We start from the raw sequence: 18091 nt of genomic DNA, 5'->3' as shown, positions 1-18091 counted from the left end.
CAAGGTTCAAACGTCTCGTTTGACGAGTCGCTTGCCTTGATATTTCAGTGACAGTGTCACTGACTCATCGGCAAGCGCCCACATGAATTACCTGATCAAATTATTAAAGAGCGTGCTCTGGACTCTATAGAGAGCTTAAAGAGCATCTCGCTTTGCTGCGCCGCAGCCCGAAAGCTTGTCGCAGCGCCCTGCGAGGAAGGCGTATTCTACAGAATCGAAGCGCTTCGTCAAGGCTTTCTTTTTTCGCCGTGCAAGCGATGCCTGCATGACCCAAGAGAAAGCGAAGCGAGCCTGACGCGCATCCTGCGATGCCGTCCTGGCGACTCCGATCGAGCGGCGCGCATTTTACCGATTTCTCGTTGCCCGTCAAGTGGAGAATTTTTCGAAGACTTTAAAAAGCCTTTTCAAAACAATCACTTTTACCACCCTTCACCGCCTGTGACGTTTGCTCGTCGCCGGCAGCGGATGCGTACTTTACGCATCCCCTCCGCCCTTGGCAAGACCCTTATGCAAAAAAGTTCATCGAGCTGTCTTCGGGGCGTCATCGACAGCGGTTCAGGCTTCAGTCGCGACCTGGAGCAGGGCCTTACAGCGAGACGGTGCGTTCTTTCGATACGCCCCCTTGAGCAGTCGGCTGACTCGCGCGGTCCAGCAACTCCAGTATGGAGTGATAGGTAAGGCCGGAGTGCTGGGTCATGCCCATCTCGCAGGTTCTCGAATTGGAGACACCAAAGTCACAGCCCGCCACCTGCCCCGACAGATCGCGCAGCGATGAAGCCGTCAGTTCCGGTACGCGCAAGCCCTTGTCGCCGGCAAATCCGCAGCAACTGATACCATCCGGCACCACCACCTCCCTGGCACACGCACGCGCCAGCTCCACGAAGGAGTCGGTCAGCCCCTTGCGATGGCTGGAGCAGGTCACGTGCACCGCCACCTTGCAGTCCAGCGGCGTCACCTCCAGGCGCGGCAACAGGTGGTCATGGGCGAAGGCCACCGGCTCCTGCACCTTCAAGCGCTCATCCAGATGCCCCTCGACCTGCAAGCTGCAAGGACTGGTATCGAACAGCACCGGGAAACGACCGTTCTGGCTCGCGACCAGCAACTCCCGGTTGAGTTCGCGCGCCTTGTGCGTCGCCTCGTTATCCATCCCCTTGGAGGAAAACGCCATCCCGCAACACAGGTGGCCTGGCATTTCGGGAATGATGACGTCATACCCGGCTCTGTCGAGCAGACTCAGTACGATCTCCATCACCGCACGCGCCGAGTCGTCCCGCTTGTCGGCGCCAAACACCCGAGTGGCGCAGGAAGGGAAGTACACCACCGAATCGCGCGGCCCCTCGGTGGACGATGCGCCCGCCGATGGCCGCGACGACTTGAGCACCCGAATCGGGGCGGCGGCGGGTATCGCCGGTATCCACTGTGGGACACGCTTGCCGCTGGCCTTGTGAACACCCTGACTGGCTCGGGCCATCAAAGCGTCGCCGATGATCCCACGCCCCAGGCTGGCCGCACGCAGGCCGCCCCGGGCAATCTTGGTAGCCCCGGAGAAGTGACGCCCGATTCGCCTTGCCAATTCCTGCTTGCCGACATGACGTTCCTGGCGCATGGCGAGCACCATCTCGCCGGTATTGATACCGACCGGGCAGCGCGTCCCGCACATGCCATCGGCGGCGCAGGTGACATCGATATCGTAAAGCGCACTCTGCTCGAAGGCATCGCGACGCTCTCGCTCTTCATCGCTCAACTCATCCAGGGCTGCCAGGCGAGCTCGCTCGCGGGTCAGCACGATGCGCTGGCGAGGCGTCAGCGTCAGCTCGCGTGAAGGACACACGGCTTCGCAGAAGCCACACTCGATGCAGCGATCGACGATGGGGTCGGCCTCGGGCAATGGCTTCAGATTTTCGAGGTGCAGCGTCGGGTTGCGCGTCAGCATCACATCGGGGTTGAGCAGATGGCCCGGATCGAACAACGCCTTGATCTGCCACATCAGAGCATAGGCCTCTTCGCCCCACTCCAGCTCCACAAAGGGTGCCATGTTGCGGCCGGTGCCGTGCTCGGCCTTGAGCGAGCCACCGAAGTCCACGGCTACCAACTGGGCCACGTCGGCCATCAGCGCCTGGTAGCGCTCCTTCTCCCCCGGACGCTCAAAGCCCTGAGGGAAGACGAAGTGCAGATTGCCTTCCAGGGCGTGACCAAACAGCAGGGCGTCGTCGTAGCCATGGCGCTTGAACGCCTCGGTCAGGGCGGCGACACCCTCCTCCAGCCGTTCGATGGGAAAGGCCACGTCCTCGATCACCACGGTAGTTCCGAGATCACGCACAGCACCGACGGCGGGGAACAGTCCCTTGCGTACCTTCCAGTAGAGCGCGTAGCTGACCGGGTCTTCGGTGAAGGCGATGGGCTCGAGGGTGGTGATGCCTTCCAGCGCCTGGCCGACCTCCTCGATACGCGCCTCCAGCCGAGGCCCATCCTCCTCGCGGACATCCACCAGCAATGCCGTGGCGCCGTCCGGTAGCTCACGCAGCTGCTCCGGCATGCCCGGCTGCCGCTCCACCGAACGCAGCCCCGCACGATCCATCAGTTCCACCGCCGCCACGCCGGTGCCACGCAAGGCGATGGTGGCACGGCAGGCGCTGCCGAGATCCGGGAAGAAGATCAGGGCGGCGGCCTTGCGTGGCGGCTCCGGCACCGACTGATAGGTAATCCGCGTGATACAGCCCAGGGTACCCTCGGAGCCGATCATCAGGTGGGCCAGGATGTCCACACCGTCACGGAAATCCACCAGGCTGTTGAGAGCGTAGCCGGTGGTGTTTTTCAGGCGATACTTGTGGCGAATGCGCTTGGCCAGCTCGAGATCGGTGCGCACATTGGTCGACAGTCGCTCCAGCCCATCGAGCAGGGCCGCATGGCTTTGACGAAAGGCTGCCACGCTGTCGGCATCGGCGGTATCCAGTACCGTGCCATCGAGCAGCACCATGCGCAGGCTGTCCAGGGTCCGATAAGTATTCTGGGCGGTGCCACAGCACATGCCCGATGCATTGTTGGCGGCGATGCCGCCGATCATGCAACTGGCGATGGACGCCGGGTCCGGCCCGATCTTGCGCCCAAAGGGCGCCAGCAGCTCGTTGGCCCTGGCGCCGATAACACCGGGCTGCAGGTCAATTCTGGCACCGTCATCGAGCACCCTGGCATCGCGCCAGCCACGTCCCAGCTGGATCAGCACCCCATCGGTGATGGCTTGACCGGACAGCGAGGTACCTGCGGCGCGGAAGGTCATCGGCCAGTTGCCCTCGCGGCAGGCGCCAATGACTTCGACAAGCTCCTGTTCGGTCTCCGGCCTCACCACCAGGCTCGGCACCAGCCGATAGAAGCTGGCATCGGTACCGTAGGCCAGCCGGCGCAGCGGATCCTGGACCAATCGCTCGATGGGCAGGCGTTCGGTCAGCATCGCAGTCAACTCATCGATGGAAATGCTGGGCTTGGTGGTGGTGATGGCCGTCATGGTGCGCTCCCTGTCTGATTATTCGCTATTGCAGCCGTTCAGATACTAAAACGCCACTCCGAAGAGTGGCGTTTGGCGCTAGGGGTTAGCCCCTGACGTCGATCTGGACGATGCCGCCGCCCCCGCCATAGCCGCTGACGGTAACGTCATAGACACCTGGCTCCAGACGGGTTTCGATCAGCGACCCGAGTTGGGTACTGCCACCGTCGTCGTCCTGGAAGAACACGCCCTCACCCTCGAGCTCCAACAGCGTATCCACGGCGTCGGACTGAGTCTCGATGCTGATGACGCCAGCCTCTTCAACCACCAGCTGGTAGTTGAGCCTGCCGCTGGCATCGAGTTGACCGTAAAGGGTCTCGCCGGTGCGAATCTCACCCTCGGAGCGCAGTTCGCCGCTGAAGGGCGTCTGCGACAGGCTCAGCGAGTAGGTGCCGGAGCCACTGAAGCTTCGCGCATCGACACTGTAGGTACCAGCCTCGAGGATCGCGCTGATACGCGAATTGGTACCCGAGCCACCATCGTCATCGCTGGTGTCGATTCCTTCGCCGCGCAGGCCAAGCATGGCGTCGAAAGCGCTGGAGTTCATCTCCAGGGTCACCTCTGCGGCGTCTTCCAGGGTGAAGCTGTATTGATTGACACCGCTGGCCCCCACCATGCCGCGCACCGTGTCTCCCTGCTGCAGCTCACCGCTGTTGCGCATTTCGCCATCGAAGGCAGTGACGTCGGTCTCCAGCCGGAACATGCCGGAAGCGACCCCCGAGTAGCTTGCCACCTCGATGCGATAGCTGCCGGGCTCGAGCACCTCGCTCAGCCGCGAATTGGTACCACCGCCGCCGTCATCGTCGCTGAGCGACACACCGTTGCCCTCGAGATAGAGCTGGGTGTCGAAGGCAGAGGACGACAGTGCAATCGTCACCTCGGAAGGCTGCTCGATGTCCAGGGTGTAGGCATTGGGTTGAAACCCGCCGGCCATGCCCTGCACAGACTCACCTGGCTCGATGGCCCCTTCGTTCTTCAATTCGCCGTCGAAGGGCGAGGTCGAAAGCTCCAGCGAATAGCCGCCGGACTCGCCCCCGTAGCCGCTGACCACCACCCGGTAGTCGCCCGGCATCAGTACGCTGTCGAGATGAGAGTCGGTACCGCTGCCCGAATCATCGACCTCGATATTGGTCTGGCCGCCGCGTACCCGCAGCACGGTGTCGAAATCGCTGGAGGCGAGCGCCAGATTGACGCTGGTGGGCTCGTCGATCTTGAGGCTGTAGGTGTTGCTGGAGGAGGCGTCGGCCAGGGTACCGGTGATGCTGTCACCGGCGCGCAGCGGTCCGGCATTACGCTCGCCGCTGGAAAGATCGGCTTGCTGCATCGACAGACGATAGCCGTCACCGACGCTGACGAAGTCATCCTGGCATTCCACGTCCACGCGTTCCTTGACCGGCTGACCAGGCGTCACACGCACCTCATAGTCACCAGGATCGAGGAACGCCTTCAGGGTCTGCTGGTCATCACCGCAGCGCGCGGCCTTATGCTCGACACCATTGCCACTGAGCACCAGCGATGCGTCAGACGCCCCGGCAAGCACCAGAGAGACCTGGCGAGCCTGCTCCAGCGAGAAGCTGTAGCTCGCCGCCTCGCCTCCCAGCGCCCCGACGACGTCCTGGTCGTCGCCCAGCGTCTCTGACGCCTGGGCCTCAGTCGGCTTCAGCGAGTAGGGGCCGAAGCCTGCCATGTCGTCGCTGCTGACGACCACCAGCGAGCACCCCTCGGCGGAAGACAGCAACAGCGATGCCGGCGCCTCCTGGGTGCTGCTCGCACCTCCCTGCCACTTGCCGTCTTCGGAATACACCGAGAGGCTGGCGGCAAAGGGTGAATCGAGCTGGTACAGCACACCAGATTCGGCCTCGCCGCAGACCCAGCGACGGTCGTGGCGCGAGCCATCCTTGAGGTTGATCCCGCTTTGCGAGGTCAGTTCGCCCTCAATCGCTTCGCCCAGCGCAACATCCGGCGCCTCGACAAACCGCCCGCCCTGGCTACCGCCGTCGTCCTGGCATCCGCTCAGCAAGACCGCCATGGACACCCCGCTGATCACCAGCAAAGGGGAAATGGCCTTGCAAAGTGGGCGTTTCGACCCCGGACACTGCTGCTTGGACATGCCTGCCTCCATCAGTTGAATTTCGCTTCCTGCGCCGACAACAGAACATCGTCGGGAACGCACACTATAGCCAACTTGCATGACGCGCGTCAGGACGCAAACCACTCCGATGTCGCAGGTGTCGCACGCGAGCACGGTGAATCAGGCGTCGCGCAGGATGACCACCAGTTCTCTTGGACCGTGTACGCCGTAAGCCAGCGTCTGCTCGATATCCGAGGTCTTGCTCGGCCCCGAGATCAGCAGCGCATTGGTCGGCATGGCGCTCGCCCAGCCTTGCCCGGTGACGACATCGAAGAAGGTGTCTTCGACGCTGTCGGCATCGAGCACGGCGATATGCAAAGGCGGCACCAGGCTCAGCAGACGCGGTTCATCCGGGGTCGGCCACAGCCACAGACTGCCGGTCTCGGCGATGGCGCCACGGGTGGACGTAAGGCCAGCCTCGACGCCGTCGAACAGCTCACGCTTCCAGCCCTCGATGTCACGGTCGGCGTCGACCAGCTCGACCTCATGATCCGCCAGGGCCTCACGGGCCTGCTGCGCTACCGGATGCTCCCGGCCCAGCGCCAGGCGCTTGACGCCTTTGTCCGCCAGCACCCTGGCGAGGGTCTCGGTCCAGCCGGCAGAGTCACAGTGAATCACCTCGCCATGCACCGAGGAGATCCAGTGCTCGAAGCGCTCGAGTCGTTCGTGGCGCGACCACTGGCGCCCGGTGACCACGCCGAAGTCGCTGTCGGGGGCCGACAGCGGTCCGCCCTGGCGATCGCGCAGGCGACCCAGAATGTTGTCTCTGGCACTCATTCGCCCTTCTCCTTGCGATGACGCTTGATCAGCGTGTGAAGTGACGTCTTGGCCGGCTTCGGGGCGCTGCGGTACTGCGTCCAGGGCCCCAGGTGGGACGGCGCCAGCGCACGGAAGCTGCCGGCGACCAGGGTAGCGCCTCGCCAGGCTCCGGGATGGGTAGCCAGCCACTGCCAGCTCTTCCATGCGGCGACCTCCTTGCGCGAGCGCTTGACCCCGGCACCGGGCACATTGCCGACGCCGTCGCCCACGGCCTCACGCCGCAGACGCACCAGCAGGTCCGGAATCGGGATCTTGACCGGGCACACCTCACCGCAGGCGCCGCACAGGCTCGACGCCGACGGTAGATCCTTGGTCGCTTCAAGCCCCATGAGGTGCGGCATCAGGATGGCGCCGATCGGCCCCGGGTAGGTGGTGCCGTAGGTGTGACCGCCGACCCGGGTGTACACCGGGCAGTGGTTCATGCAGGCGCCGCAACGGATGCAGCGCAGGGTGTCGAGCAGTTCATCGTCCTGGTAGACCCGCGAGCGACCGCTGTCGACCAGCACCAGATGCACCTCTTCGGGACCGTCGTGTTCGTCGGCCTTGCGTGGCGAGCTGATCATGTTGAAGTAGGTGGTCACGTGCTGGCCGGTGGCAGAGCGCGTCAGCAGGGCGTAGAGCGGCGGCACGTCGGCCAGGTGCTCGACCACCTTCTCGATGCCGGTCACGGCGATGTGCACCGGCGGCGCGGTGGTGGTCAGGCGCCCGTTGCCCTCGTTCTCCACCAGGCACAGGGTACCGGTCTCGGCCACCGCGAAATTGACTCCGGACACCCCGACATCCGCCGTCATGAAACGCTCGCGCAGCTGGGCCCTGGCCGCTGCGGTCATCGCGTCCACGTCGGTGGTGCGCTCGGTCCCGGTGCGCTCGTGCATGATGTCGGAGATTTCGCCGGTGTTGAGGTGAATCGCCGGCATGATGATATGAGACGGCGTCTGCTCGTTGAGCTGCACCAGGTACTCGCCCAGATCCGACTCCAGGGCATCGATGCCCGCCTTCTCCAGGTGGGCGTTCAGGTGCATCTCCTCGGACACCATGGACTTGCCCTTGATCACCGAGGATGCGCCATGACGCTGACAGATCTCGGTGATCAGCTCGCAGGCCTGCTCGCCGTTCTCCGCCCAGTGCACGCGGATGCCGTTGGCCTCGCAGTTGGCCTCGAGCTGTTCGAGCAGGTCGGGCAGCTTCGACAGTGCACGCAGCCGGATATTGGCCCCCAGCTCACGCAGGGTCTCCAGGTCCCAGTCGTCGAAGGCCTTGCGACGCTTGCCCATCAGGCCGTCCATCGCCTTGCGGAAGTTGGCACGGATCTGCGGATTCTCCAGCGCCTCGTGGGCCTGACGATGGAACGCCTGGGGGGTAAAGGTCTGAACTGGCTGGCTCATGAGGTCCTCCGCCACAGATAGGAAGCGATGTGCTCGCCTTCGAGCGTGCTGTCGCGGTGGGCCAGACGCCCGGCGATGTTCATCAGACAGCCACAGTCGGAGGTCACGAAACGCTCGGCGCCGGCGGCTTCGATGGCACGACTCTTGTCTTCGACCATGGCACCGGACACCTCCGGATGGCGTACCGCAAAGGTCCCGCCGAATCCACAGCATTCGCTGGCCCGCTCCTGCTCCACCAGCTCGACCTGGCCGAGCTTGGCCAGCAGCGCGGGGCCGGTCTCGGCGAGGCCCATTTCGCGACGGGCGCTGCACGAGGTATGCATGGCGACCTTCTCCGGCGCGCCTCGATCCTCAAGCGTCAGGTGGCAGACGTGCACCAGGAATTCGGTCAGTTCGAACACCCGATCGGCGACCTCCCTGGCCCTTGCCTCCTCGGGGGTGCCGGCAAACAGCGAGGGATAGTGGGTACGCATCATGCCGCCGCAGGAGCCGGACGGCACGATGATCGGCCAGGGCTCGGGGAACAGATCGAGCTGGGCCCTGGCCACCGCCCTGGCCTCGGTGTGATAGCCCGAGGTGTAGGCAGGCTGGCCGCAGCAGGTCTGGTCGTCGGGGAAGATCACCTCGATCCCTTCCCGCTCGAGCAGCCGAACGGCATCGAGGCCAGCCTCGGGATAGAGCATGTCGATCAGACAGGTTCCGAACAGGTAGACCTTGTCGGGGCGAGGGGGATAAAGCTTGACGGCGGTCATCGCGGGGTCCTCAGGGTCAGGCACGGCAGGACGTTGTCGTTGTTCCCGGTATCAATAGCGGCACAACAGAGGCGAGCAGGCTACCGCTGCACGCCTCGTCTGCACCGCCGGAACCGAGGCCCCCGGAGCATCATCGGTCTTGCCAACGACCGCCAGGGATAGAGTTGGAGTAAATTGGTAAAACCAATTGACAACGCCGAATCTAGGCACAGTAGGTTCGCTCTTCCAGAGTGTCAAACCAGACGCCGATTTTTGCTCGGACTTTGCGCTATACTTTGGTCTATGTCTCGACGACCGTGAACGTAACAGGTTGATAATCTGGGAAGAACGAGGATCAGGACAGGCAACAGGACAACCCCGTTTATTGGTAATACCAATTAGTTGTCGTTACACTGGCGGCCTCGTTCCCACGTCGATGATAAACCGCCATGGCCTACCAGCCCGTGCGCCAGCCTCGCCTGGCCGATGTGATCACCGAGCGCCTCGAGGCGCTGATTCTGGAAGGCAGCCTGACCCCCGGCCAGCGCCTGCCCCCCGAACGCGAACTGGCCGAGCGCTTCGGTGTCTCGCGCCCGTCGTTGCGCGAAGCGATCCAGAAACTGGCCGCCCGCGGCCTGCTGGTCAGCCGCCAGGGCGGTGGCACCTATATCACCGAGGCCCTCAACAGCGGCTACAGCGACCCGCTGCTGGAGATGCTGTCTCGCCACGGCGAGTTCCACCTGGACCTGCTCGAATTCCGTGACGCCATGGAAGGCCTGTCAGCCTACTATGCGGCGCTGCGCTCGACACCCACCGACAGGGCGCTGTTGATTCAGCGCTTCGAAGAGCTCGAGACGTCCTTTCTCGGCGAGGACCCCCAGGGTGAGGCCAAGGCCGACGCCGCCTTCCACCTGGCGATCGCCGAGTCCGCCCACAACGTCCTTCTGCTGCACACCATTCGCGGCATCTTCCACCTGCTGGAACGCAGCATCGTCGACAATCTCGCCCATCTGTTCGAGAAGCCGGAGGCACGCCCCCGCCTGATGCAGCAGCACCGGGCACTGCTCGACGCCATCCTCGAGGGGCGCGCCGAAGACGCCCAGGCGCTGGCCCACGAACACCTGGTCTACGTCGAAGAGGGTCTGCTCGAGATGGAGCGCGCCGAGACCCGCTCGCAGCGAGCGCTGCGGCGTGCCCAGGTCATGCCGCCGCGTCGGTCGCGCTAGTCGATGCGACGCTGGTCACGCTGGCTGAATCGCCGCACCCTGGCGCTGGCGCTGGCGCTGGGTCTCGCCCTGGTGCTGTGGCAGAGCGCCACCCTGGCCCGTGAGCAGGCGCTGGCCTCGCTCAAGCGTGATGCCGATACCGAACTCAGGCTTTCCGCCACTGGCCTGACCGGTTACCTGTCACGCCACGAATACCTGCCGGAACTGCTTGCCACCCGGGAAACCGTCAAGCGATACCTGAGCGCCCCGGACGGCCAGGACGTGATGCCGCTCAACCGACTGCTCAACCGTTTCCGCAGTACCACCGGCGTCTCCGATATCTACCTGCTCGACGCCGAGGGCACCACCCTGGCGGCCAGCAACTGGCACCGCCCCGACAACTTCATCGGCCAGAACTATCGTTTTCGCCCCTACTACCAGGACGCCATCGCCGGGCACTACGGCCGCTTCCACGGCCTCGGCGTGGTATCGATGGATCGCGGCTACTACTTCTCGGCTCCGGTCTGGCTCGACGAGGTCAATCCCGACGCCACCCCGGCCGGGGTGATGGTGGTCAAGGTCCGCGTCGATACGCTGGAGGCGAGCTGGCAGAGTCCGGGGACCAGCCTGCTGGTGGTGGATCAGAACGGTATCGTGTTCATGGCCAGCCAACCCGAGCTGCGCCTGACCTCTCTCACCCCGCTGGCGCCACCGCGCCTGGCCGAGCTGCGCGACTCCCGGCGTTACGCCGATGAAGCGCTGAAACCGAGCGGCCTCGAGGTCGTCGATCACCTCGCCGACGACGCCAGACTGGTGGGCTTCGACAGCGGCCCGTTGGCGTCCGGGCACTACCTTGGCGTCACTCGGGACTTTCCCACCCTGGGCTGGCAGATGCATATCCTCAAGCCCATGGCCCCGGTGATCGAGGCCCAGTGGCAGGCGATGCTGATGGGGGGTGGTCTATACGGCCTGCTGGCACTGGCCGGCGGCATCGGCTGGCAGCGCCACCGACTGCGCCGGGAGCGCGAAGCCTTCGCCGAGCGTGAGCGCACCACCCTGGCGCAAGCCCGCGACGAACTCGAGCGCAACGTGGCCAGCCGGACCCGCGACCTGCTCGCCACCAATCGCCGGCTATCCGACGAAATCGAGGAGCGCCGGCGCACCGAGGCGACTCTGCGCCAGACCCGTGACGAGCTGACCCAGGCCGCCAAGCTGGCGGTGCTCGGCCAGCTCGCCGCCGGCATCAACCACGAGCTCAATCAGCCACTGGCGGCCATCCGCGCCTACGCCGAGAACGCCCGGGGCTTTCTCGCCCGACAGCGCCACGACACCGTCGACGCCAACCTCGGCGAGATCATCGAACTCACCGGCCGCATGGCCGAGATCAGCGCCCAGCTACGCCAGTTCTCGCGCAAGAGCGGTGAGCCGCCAAGCCCGGTGTCGACCCGCGCCTGCCTCGACTACGCCCTGCGCCTGTTCAAGGCACGCCTCGGCGAGCAACAGGTCGAGGTGGTGTTCGACACCCCGGAGGAAGCGCCCTGGGTACTGGCCGACCTGGTCAGACTCGAGCAGGTGCTGGTCAACCTGATCGGCAATGCGCTCCAGGCCATGGCACAGACGCCGTCGCCACGCCTGATACTGGGCGTGGCCGCCGCCGATGGCCGCGTCAGGCTGTGGGTCGACGACAACGGCCCCGGCGTCCCCGAGGACCAGCGCCGCCAGGTGTTCGAGCCCTTCTACACCACCAAGGCCCCCGGCGCCGGACTGGGGCTCGGGCTTTCCATCTCCGCACGGATCATCGATGATCTCGGCGGCCGCCTGCAGGCCGGTGTCTCGCCTCTGGGCGGAGCACGCTTTACCATCGAGCTGCCCCAGGCCGAGCACGTCCTCCCGCCCCACGATGAGAGCCACGCCACATGACCGACGAAGCCCCCGTGATGATCATCGACGACGAAGAGCACCTGAGGGTCACCCTGGGCCAGACGCTGGAACTGGCAGGCTATCGACCGCTGCCCTTTCCCAGCGCCGAACAGGCCTTGGCCACCCTGGACCGGGACTTCAGCGGGGTGGTGATCAGCGATATCCGCATGCCCGGCATGGACGGCATGAGCCTGCTCAGAGAGATTCGTCAGCGCGACCCGGACCTGCCGGTGGTACTGATTACCGGTCATGGCGATGTATCCACAGCGGTGGAGGCCATGCGGGAAGGCGCCTGGGACTTTCTCGAGAAGCCGTTTCCCGGTGAACGCCTGGGCGAGGTCGTGCGGCGAGGCGTGGAGAAGCGTCGACTGAGCCTGGAAAACCGCTTCCTCAAGGCCGAGCTCGAGGCCCAGCAGACCGCGCCAGGCCCACGTCTGGTAGGGCGCACCCCGGCGATCAAGCGGCTGTCGTCGATGGTCCAGCGCATCAGCCAGGTCGAGGCCGACGTGCTGCTGTTCGGCGAGACCGGCGCCGGCAAGGACCTGGTGGCCCGCGCGATCCACGAGCGCAGCGCCCGCGGCGGCAAGCCCTTCGTCGCCATCAACTGCGGCGCGGTGCCCGAGAGCACCATCGAATCCGAGCTGTTCGGCCACGAGAAAGGCGCCTTTACCGGCGCGGTGGAGCGGCGCATCGGCAAGTTCGAGCATGCCGCCGGCGGCACCGTCTTCCTCGACGAGATCGAATCCATGCCGCTGGCGCTGCAGGTCAAGCTGCTGCGGGTACTGCAGGAGCGCCAGGTCGAGCGCCTGGGCAGCAATACCCCGGTGACACTCGACATTCGGGTGATCGCCGCCACCAAGATCGACCTCAAGACGGCCGCCGAGGCCGGCGAGTTCCGCGAGGACCTGTACTACCGCCTCAACGTGGTGACCCTGATGATTCCGCCGCTGCGCGAGCGCCGCGAGGACATCCCGCTGCTGTTTCACCACTTCGCCGCGGTGGCCGCCAGCCGCAGCGGCATGGAAGCGCCGCCGCTGGACGCGGCCGGCGTCACCGCGCTGCTGGCCCACGACTGGCCCGGCAACGCCCGTGAACTACGCAACCTGGCAGAGCGCTACGTGCTGCTCGGCAGCACCTGCGACTACCGCCTCGACGCCTTGATGGAAGGCGTCGGCAGCGACGGTGGCGAGCTGCCGCTGCCCCAGCAGGTGGAGCTGTTCGAGAAACAGCTGGTCAGCCAGTCGCTGGCCCGCCACCACGGCCGTATCAACGAGGTCTGCGAGCACCTGGGACTCCCGCGCAAGACCCTCTACGACAAGCTCAAGAAGCACGCCCTCAAGCCCGACGACTATCGCCAGCGCCCCGACACCAGCGCCACGCCCTGATCGACCAGCCCCTGCAGCGCGTCCCAGGACGGCAGCCAGGGCGCCAGACTCAGGGTCACGCACAGCATCGCCAGAGAGTTGCCGGGATCGCCCCAGTCAAACGGTTTGAAGGCGGTGCCGAAGGAACGTTTCAGTCGCGCCCCGTTCAGATCCACGCTGTAGAGCTCATCGAGCAACAGATGGATGGCAAAGCCAAAGGTCAGGGCGCCGCCGTGGGCCCACGCCATGGCGTCCGGTGGTGCGAACAGATGGTGGCTGAGCGCCGCGGTCGCCAGGCCGCACATGGCCGCGGCCAGTAGCGAGTGCCAGAGCCCCCGGTGGACGGTGAAGCGGGCGAAGATCGCGCCGGCCACATAGCGCACCGCCAGATAGATGGCGCCGCACACCAACAGCAAGGTGCCGTCGGAGAACCGCTCCTGCAGCATCACCGCGCCGGCCACCACCGCCGGCACCGCCATCAGATTGAAGATCAGCCGGATCGCCTTGGAGCTGTCGGAGTCGATATCGGGGAGGATGCCGCCCAGGGTCGTCAGCGCCAGCATCGGCAGGCTGTCGAGCGCCGACCACAGCCCCGCCTGCCAGCCGCCATGGGCCAGCACCGCGCCGCCGGCGGCGGCCACGCTGAGGTGGGTGCGGAAGTTGGCCATGCCGGGCGGGCTCCTCGAAAAGGCATATACTGGATAAATGACCAGATTATCGCCCGGCAGTTCAATAGAAACAATTGGTTGGAAACATACTGGATAAAAAAACACGGACCTGCGCGGGCAGATCCGTGTTCTTCACCACTGCGGCTCTGCCGTCAGCCCTCGGCCGAGGCCAGGTACTGATCCTTGAGCTTGACGTAGTTGCCCGCGGTGTAGGGGAAGAAGGCGCGCTCTGCATCCTTCAGCGGGCGCAGCGCCTTGGCCGGGTTGCCGGCGTAGACGTGGCCGCTTTCCAGGCGCTTGCCGGGGGGCACCACCGCACCGGCGGCGATGATCACCTCGTCCTCGACCACCGCCCCGTCCATGACGATGGCGCCCATGCCGACCAGGATCCGGTTGCCCAGGGTGCAGCCATGCAGCACCGCCTTGTGGCCGATGGTGACTTCATCGCCGATGGTCAGCGGCCAGCCGCCTTGATTGAAGTCGCTGGCGTGGGTGATGTGCAGCACGCTGCCGTCCTGCACGCTGGTGCGCGAGCCGATGCGAATCCGATGCATGTCACCGCGAATCACCGCCATCGGCCACACCGAACAGTCGTCTCCCAACTCCACGTCACCCAATACCATGCACTGGGGGTCGATATAGACCCGCGTGCCCAGCCTGGGGCTTACGCCCTGCCAGGAACGGATCACCGGATAACCCGGCGCACCATCGTGCGCTTCCGTTGCCACCCTGTCTGCCATCGCTGTCTCTCCTGAAGGTTGTGCGCCGGTCGGTCGCGGCACTACAGCAGACCGCTGAACAGCACCACCAGTACCAGCGGAATCGATACCCAGCGTACCACGGCGCGCCACACGCGAAAGCCATTGGGCCCCGCATCCAGCGCCCGCAGCGCTTCCTGCTCAGGCATCACCCAGGCGGCAAAGATGGCGATCAACAGACCGCCTAGCGGCAGGAAGATCTCCGGCGGAATGGTGCTGACCACGCCGAAGAAGTTCATCTCCCCGATCAGGTGGACGTCGCTCAGACTCGAGAACGACAGCACGCACAACAGCCCCACCAGCCATACGCACAGGCCCACCGCCAGGGCGGCCATGCGCCGCGACAGCCCCCAGCCCACCAGGGTCGAGACCATCGGTTCGGCCAGGTTGATCGATGAAGTCCAAGTCGCCAGCAGCAGCAGCAGGAAGAAAAGTCCCAGCCAGAAGGGACCACCGGGCAGCTCGGCGAAGGCCACCGGCAGGGTCACGAATACCAGTCCTGGACCCTCCCCCGGATCCATGCCCTGGGTGAACACCACCGAGAAGATCGCAATACCGGCCAGCAGCGCCACCAGCACATCAAGCACCGCCACCGCGCCGGCGGCGCCAGGCAGGCTCTGGTGGTCGGGCATATAGGCGCCGTAGGCCATCAGCGCGCAGGCCCCCACCGCCAGGGTGAAGAAGGCATGTCCCATGGCGTGCACCAGCACCATCGGCGTCAGCGCCGAGAAATCCGGGGTGAACAGCCAGGCCATGGCCGGACCGAAGCCGTCCATGGTCACGGCGTGGCCGGCCAGCACGATCAGCAGCAGGTAGAGCGCCGGCATCAGCAGGTTATTGAGGCGCTCCAAGCCCTTGGCCACGCCGGCGGCGACCACCACCATGGTCATCACCAGAAACAGCGTATGGTTGAGCGTCATCCGCAGCGGGTCAGCCAGGAAGGCGTCGAAGCCTGCGCCGATTTGCGGCGCGCTCTGGCCAGCGAAGCCTCCGCTGAAGGCCTTGACCATAAAGTCGATGGACCAGCCGGACACCACCGAGTAAAACGACAGGATACAGAACACCGTAAAGGCGCCGAACAGCCCCAGCCACTTCCAGTGGCTCGAGGTGCCGCGCTGACGCGCAAGCTCAGCGAGCGACTGCATCGGGCTGCGCCGACCGGCCCGGCCGATCATGATCTCTGCCATCATCACCGGCAGGCCCAGCACCACCACGAAGCCTACATAGAGCAGCAGGAAGGCGGCGCCCCCGTTCTCCCCGGTGATGTAGGGGAAGCGCCAGATATTGCCAAGACCGACGGCGGCCCCGGTCACGGCCAGGATAAAGGCGCGGCGCGAACTCCAGCGTTCCAGCGTTTGGTTCATGGTCTTTCGGTGTCCAGATCGAGAAAAACGAAGGCCGCAAGACTAGCACATTGAAACCGCCGGCAGTCGCCCGCATTTACTGAACCATTGTCGAATTCCCGAGAGGTGCCCATGTCCCGCAATCCGCTGCTAGAACGCCACACCCTGCCGCCCTTCGGCGAAATTCGCCCGGAGCACGTCGCCCCTGCGGTGGAAGCACTGCTCGAGGAGCTGCGCGAAGGCGTCGAGAAGCTGGTGGCCGAAGCCGAGCGCGACACCCCCAGCTGGGACAGCCTGGCGGCGCCGCTGGAAGAGATGAGCGATCGCCTGGCCCAGGCCTGGTCGCCGGTATCGCACCTCAACTCGACCATGAGCACACCGGAGCTGCGCGAGGCCCACGACGGCTGCCTCGAGAAGCTCTCCGCCTACAGCACCTGGATCGGCCAGCACGAAGGCCTGTTCCGCGCCTGGCAGGCGCTCAAGGACAGCCCGGCCTTCGCCGAGCTCGACGAGGCTCGCCAGCGCTCGGTGGACAACGCCCTGCGTGACTTCCGCCTGGCCGGCGTCGACCTGCCGGCAGACAAGAAACAGCGCTCGGCGGAAATCCGCACGCGCCTGTCGAGTCTGTCGAGCACCTTCTCCAACCAGCTGCTTGACGCGACCCAGGCCTGGGCGCTGGAACTCGACGATGACAGCCGTCTGGCCGGCCTGCCCCAGAGCGCCCTGGACACCCTGGCGGCCAACGCCGAGGCCAAGGGCAACAAGGGCTATCGCATCACCCTGGACTTCCCCAGCTTCTTCCCGGTGCTGAGCTACGCCGAAGACCGCGAACTGCGCCGTGAGGTCTACACCGCCTTCGTCACCCGGGCCTCCGAGAAGGGCCCCAACGCAGGCGAGTACGACAACGCCCCGATCATGGAAGAGACCCTGGCGCTGCGCCGCGAGATGGCCGAGCTGCTGGGCTTCTCCAGCTACGCCGACTACTCGCTGGCGACCAAGATGGCCGACAGCCCCAGCGAGGTCATCGGCTTCCTCGACGACCTGGCCAGACGGGCCCTGCCCCAGGGCCAACAGGAATTCAGCGAGCTCGAGGCCTTTGCCCGTGACGAGCTGGGGCTCGAGGAACTCGCCCCCTGGGATGTGGGCTACGCCAGCGAGAAACTGCGCGAGGCCCGCTACGCCATCTCCCAGGAGCAGCTGCGCCCCTACTTCCCTGCGCCCAAGGCGGTCGCCGGGCTGTTCAGCGTGGTCGAGCGCCTCTACGGCGTGCAGGTCGAGCAGGACCCCGATGCCCCCAGCTACCACGAGGATGTCAGCTTCTACCGGGTGCTCGAGAACGGCCAGCCCATCGCTGGCTTCTATCTCGATCTCTACGCCCGTGAAGGCAAGCGCGGCGGCGCCTGGATGGACGAGTGCCGGGTGCGTCGCCGCCACGGCGTCGAGCTGCAGCTGCCGGTGGCCTACCTGACCTGCAACTTCACCCGCCCGGTGGGCGACAAGCCGGCGCTGTTGACCCACGACGAGGTCACCACCCTGTTCCACGAGTTCGGCCACGGCCTGCACCATATGCTCACCCGCCAGGAGGTGGCCGACGTGTCGGGCATCAACGGGGTGGCCTGGGACGCGGTGGAGCTGCCGAGCCAGTTCATGGAGAACTTCTGCTGGGAGCGTGAAGGGCTGGACCTGATCTCCGGCCACGTCGACACCGGCGAGCCGCTGCCCGACGAGCTGTTCGACAAGCTCACCGCGGCCAAGAACTTCCAGTCCGCCATGGGCATGCTGCGCCAGGTCGAGCTGTCGCTGTTCGACTTCCGCCTGCATCTGGAGCCAGCAGCGCCGTCTGCCGCCGACATCCAGTCGCTGCTGGACGATGTCCGCGCCAAGGTCTCGGTGGTACCGCGAGTCGAATTCAACCGCTTCCAGAACAGCTTCGGCCACATCTTCGCCGGCGGCTATGCGGCGGGCTACTACAGCTACAAGTGGGCCGAGGTGCTGTCCGCCGACGCCTGGAGTGCCTTCGAGGAGGCCGGCACCTTCGACGCCGAGACCGGCACTCGCTTCCGCCGCGAGATCCTCGAGCAAGGCGGTGCCAGGGATGCCGCCGAACTGTTCAAGGCCTTCCGCGGCCGCGAGCCGAGCATCGAACCGCTGCTGCGCCACAGCGGCATCCGCGCCGCCTGACCATCCGTCTCGTCGACGCCCCCGCCGCCAGCGGGGGCGTTGCCA

12 protein-coding genes are annotated in these 18091 nt (G+C 65.5%); 4 read left to right on the top strand and 8 right to left on the bottom strand.

Going from position 1 to position 18091, the window contains the following annotated elements:
• Positions 1-586: 586 nt before the first annotated feature.
• From EBB56_RS19550 to EBB56_RS19530, 5 genes are all read right to left on the bottom strand, one after another.
• On the bottom strand, positions 587-3502 hold the full coding sequence (locus tag EBB56_RS19550; RefSeq protein ID WP_124805098.1) for an FAD-binding and (Fe-S)-binding domain-containing protein: 2916 nt from the start codon (positions 3500-3502) through the stop codon (positions 587-589).
• A gap of 85 nt (positions 3503-3587) precedes the next feature.
• Positions 3588-5651, bottom strand: coding sequence for a hypothetical protein (locus EBB56_RS19545; RefSeq protein ID WP_124805097.1), 2064 nt, complete (start codon positions 5649-5651; stop codon positions 3588-3590).
• 141 nt (positions 5652-5792) lie between these two features.
• Positions 5793-6449 (bottom strand): lactate utilization protein C, encoded by a 657-nt coding sequence (locus EBB56_RS19540; RefSeq protein ID WP_108449986.1) that lies wholly within the window; start codon positions 6447-6449, stop codon positions 5793-5795.
• The gene (locus EBB56_RS19535; protein WP_108449987.1) at positions 6446-7876 is read right to left on the bottom strand and encodes a LutB/LldF family L-lactate oxidation iron-sulfur protein; all 1431 of its coding nucleotides are present in this window, start codon (positions 7874-7876) and stop codon (positions 6446-6448) included. The genes EBB56_RS19540 and EBB56_RS19535 overlap by 4 nt, the downstream gene beginning before the upstream one ends.
• Positions 7873-8628 (bottom strand): (Fe-S)-binding protein, encoded by a 756-nt coding sequence (locus tag EBB56_RS19530; protein WP_045992224.1) that lies wholly within the window; start codon positions 8626-8628, stop codon positions 7873-7875. The genes EBB56_RS19535 and EBB56_RS19530 overlap by 4 nt, the downstream gene beginning before the upstream one ends.
• 428 nt (positions 8629-9056) lie before the next feature.
• Between EBB56_RS19530 and EBB56_RS19525 the strand changes: the two genes are divergently transcribed.
• From EBB56_RS19525 to EBB56_RS19515, 3 genes are read left to right on the top strand one after another with little or no spacing between them, the layout of a single operon-like run.
• Entirely contained in the window at positions 9057-9833 is a 777-nt protein-coding gene (locus EBB56_RS19525) for a GntR family transcriptional regulator (RefSeq protein WP_045992225.1), read from the top strand.
• Positions 9834-9836: 3 nt separating this feature from the next.
• On the top strand, positions 9837-11732 hold the full coding sequence (locus EBB56_RS19520; RefSeq protein ID WP_124805096.1) for an ATP-binding protein: 1896 nt from the start codon (positions 9837-9839) through the stop codon (positions 11730-11732).
• On the top strand, positions 11729-13117 hold the full coding sequence (locus tag EBB56_RS19515) for a sigma-54 dependent transcriptional regulator (RefSeq protein WP_045992227.1): 1389 nt from the start codon (positions 11729-11731) through the stop codon (positions 13115-13117). Before EBB56_RS19520 ends, EBB56_RS19515 begins: the two co-directional genes overlap by 4 nt.
• Here EBB56_RS19515 and EBB56_RS19510 read toward each other — a convergent pair.
• The 3 genes from EBB56_RS19510 to EBB56_RS19500 form a co-directional block, all read right to left on the bottom strand.
• Complete coding sequence (locus EBB56_RS19510) at positions 13081-13764, bottom strand: metal-dependent hydrolase (protein ID WP_045992228.1); 684 nt, start codon at positions 13762-13764, stop codon at positions 13081-13083. The two genes, EBB56_RS19515 and EBB56_RS19510, sit on opposite strands and share 37 nt — an antisense overlap.
• 152 nt (positions 13765-13916) lie before the next feature.
• Complete coding sequence (locus tag EBB56_RS19505) at positions 13917-14504, bottom strand: gamma carbonic anhydrase family protein (protein ID WP_045992229.1); 588 nt, start codon at positions 14502-14504, stop codon at positions 13917-13919.
• Between the two features lie 41 nt (positions 14505-14545).
• On the bottom strand, positions 14546-15886 hold the full coding sequence (locus EBB56_RS19500; RefSeq protein ID WP_045992230.1) for a sodium-dependent transporter: 1341 nt from the start codon (positions 15884-15886) through the stop codon (positions 14546-14548).
• A gap of 111 nt (positions 15887-15997) precedes the next feature.
• Between EBB56_RS19500 and prlC the strand changes: the two genes are divergently transcribed.
• Positions 15998-18046, top strand: coding sequence for an oligopeptidase A (gene prlC / locus EBB56_RS19495; RefSeq protein ID WP_045992231.1), 2049 nt, complete (start codon positions 15998-16000; stop codon positions 18044-18046).
• Positions 18047-18091: the final 45 nt, after the last annotated feature.

The organism is Halomonas sp. YLB-10 (genome assembly GCF_003856855.1).
Taxonomy (GTDB): Bacteria; Pseudomonadota; Gammaproteobacteria; order Pseudomonadales; family Halomonadaceae; genus Halomonas; species Halomonas litopenaei.
Note: the sequence above shows the minus strand (reverse complement) of the source record. Positions and strands in the feature narration are given on the sequence as shown.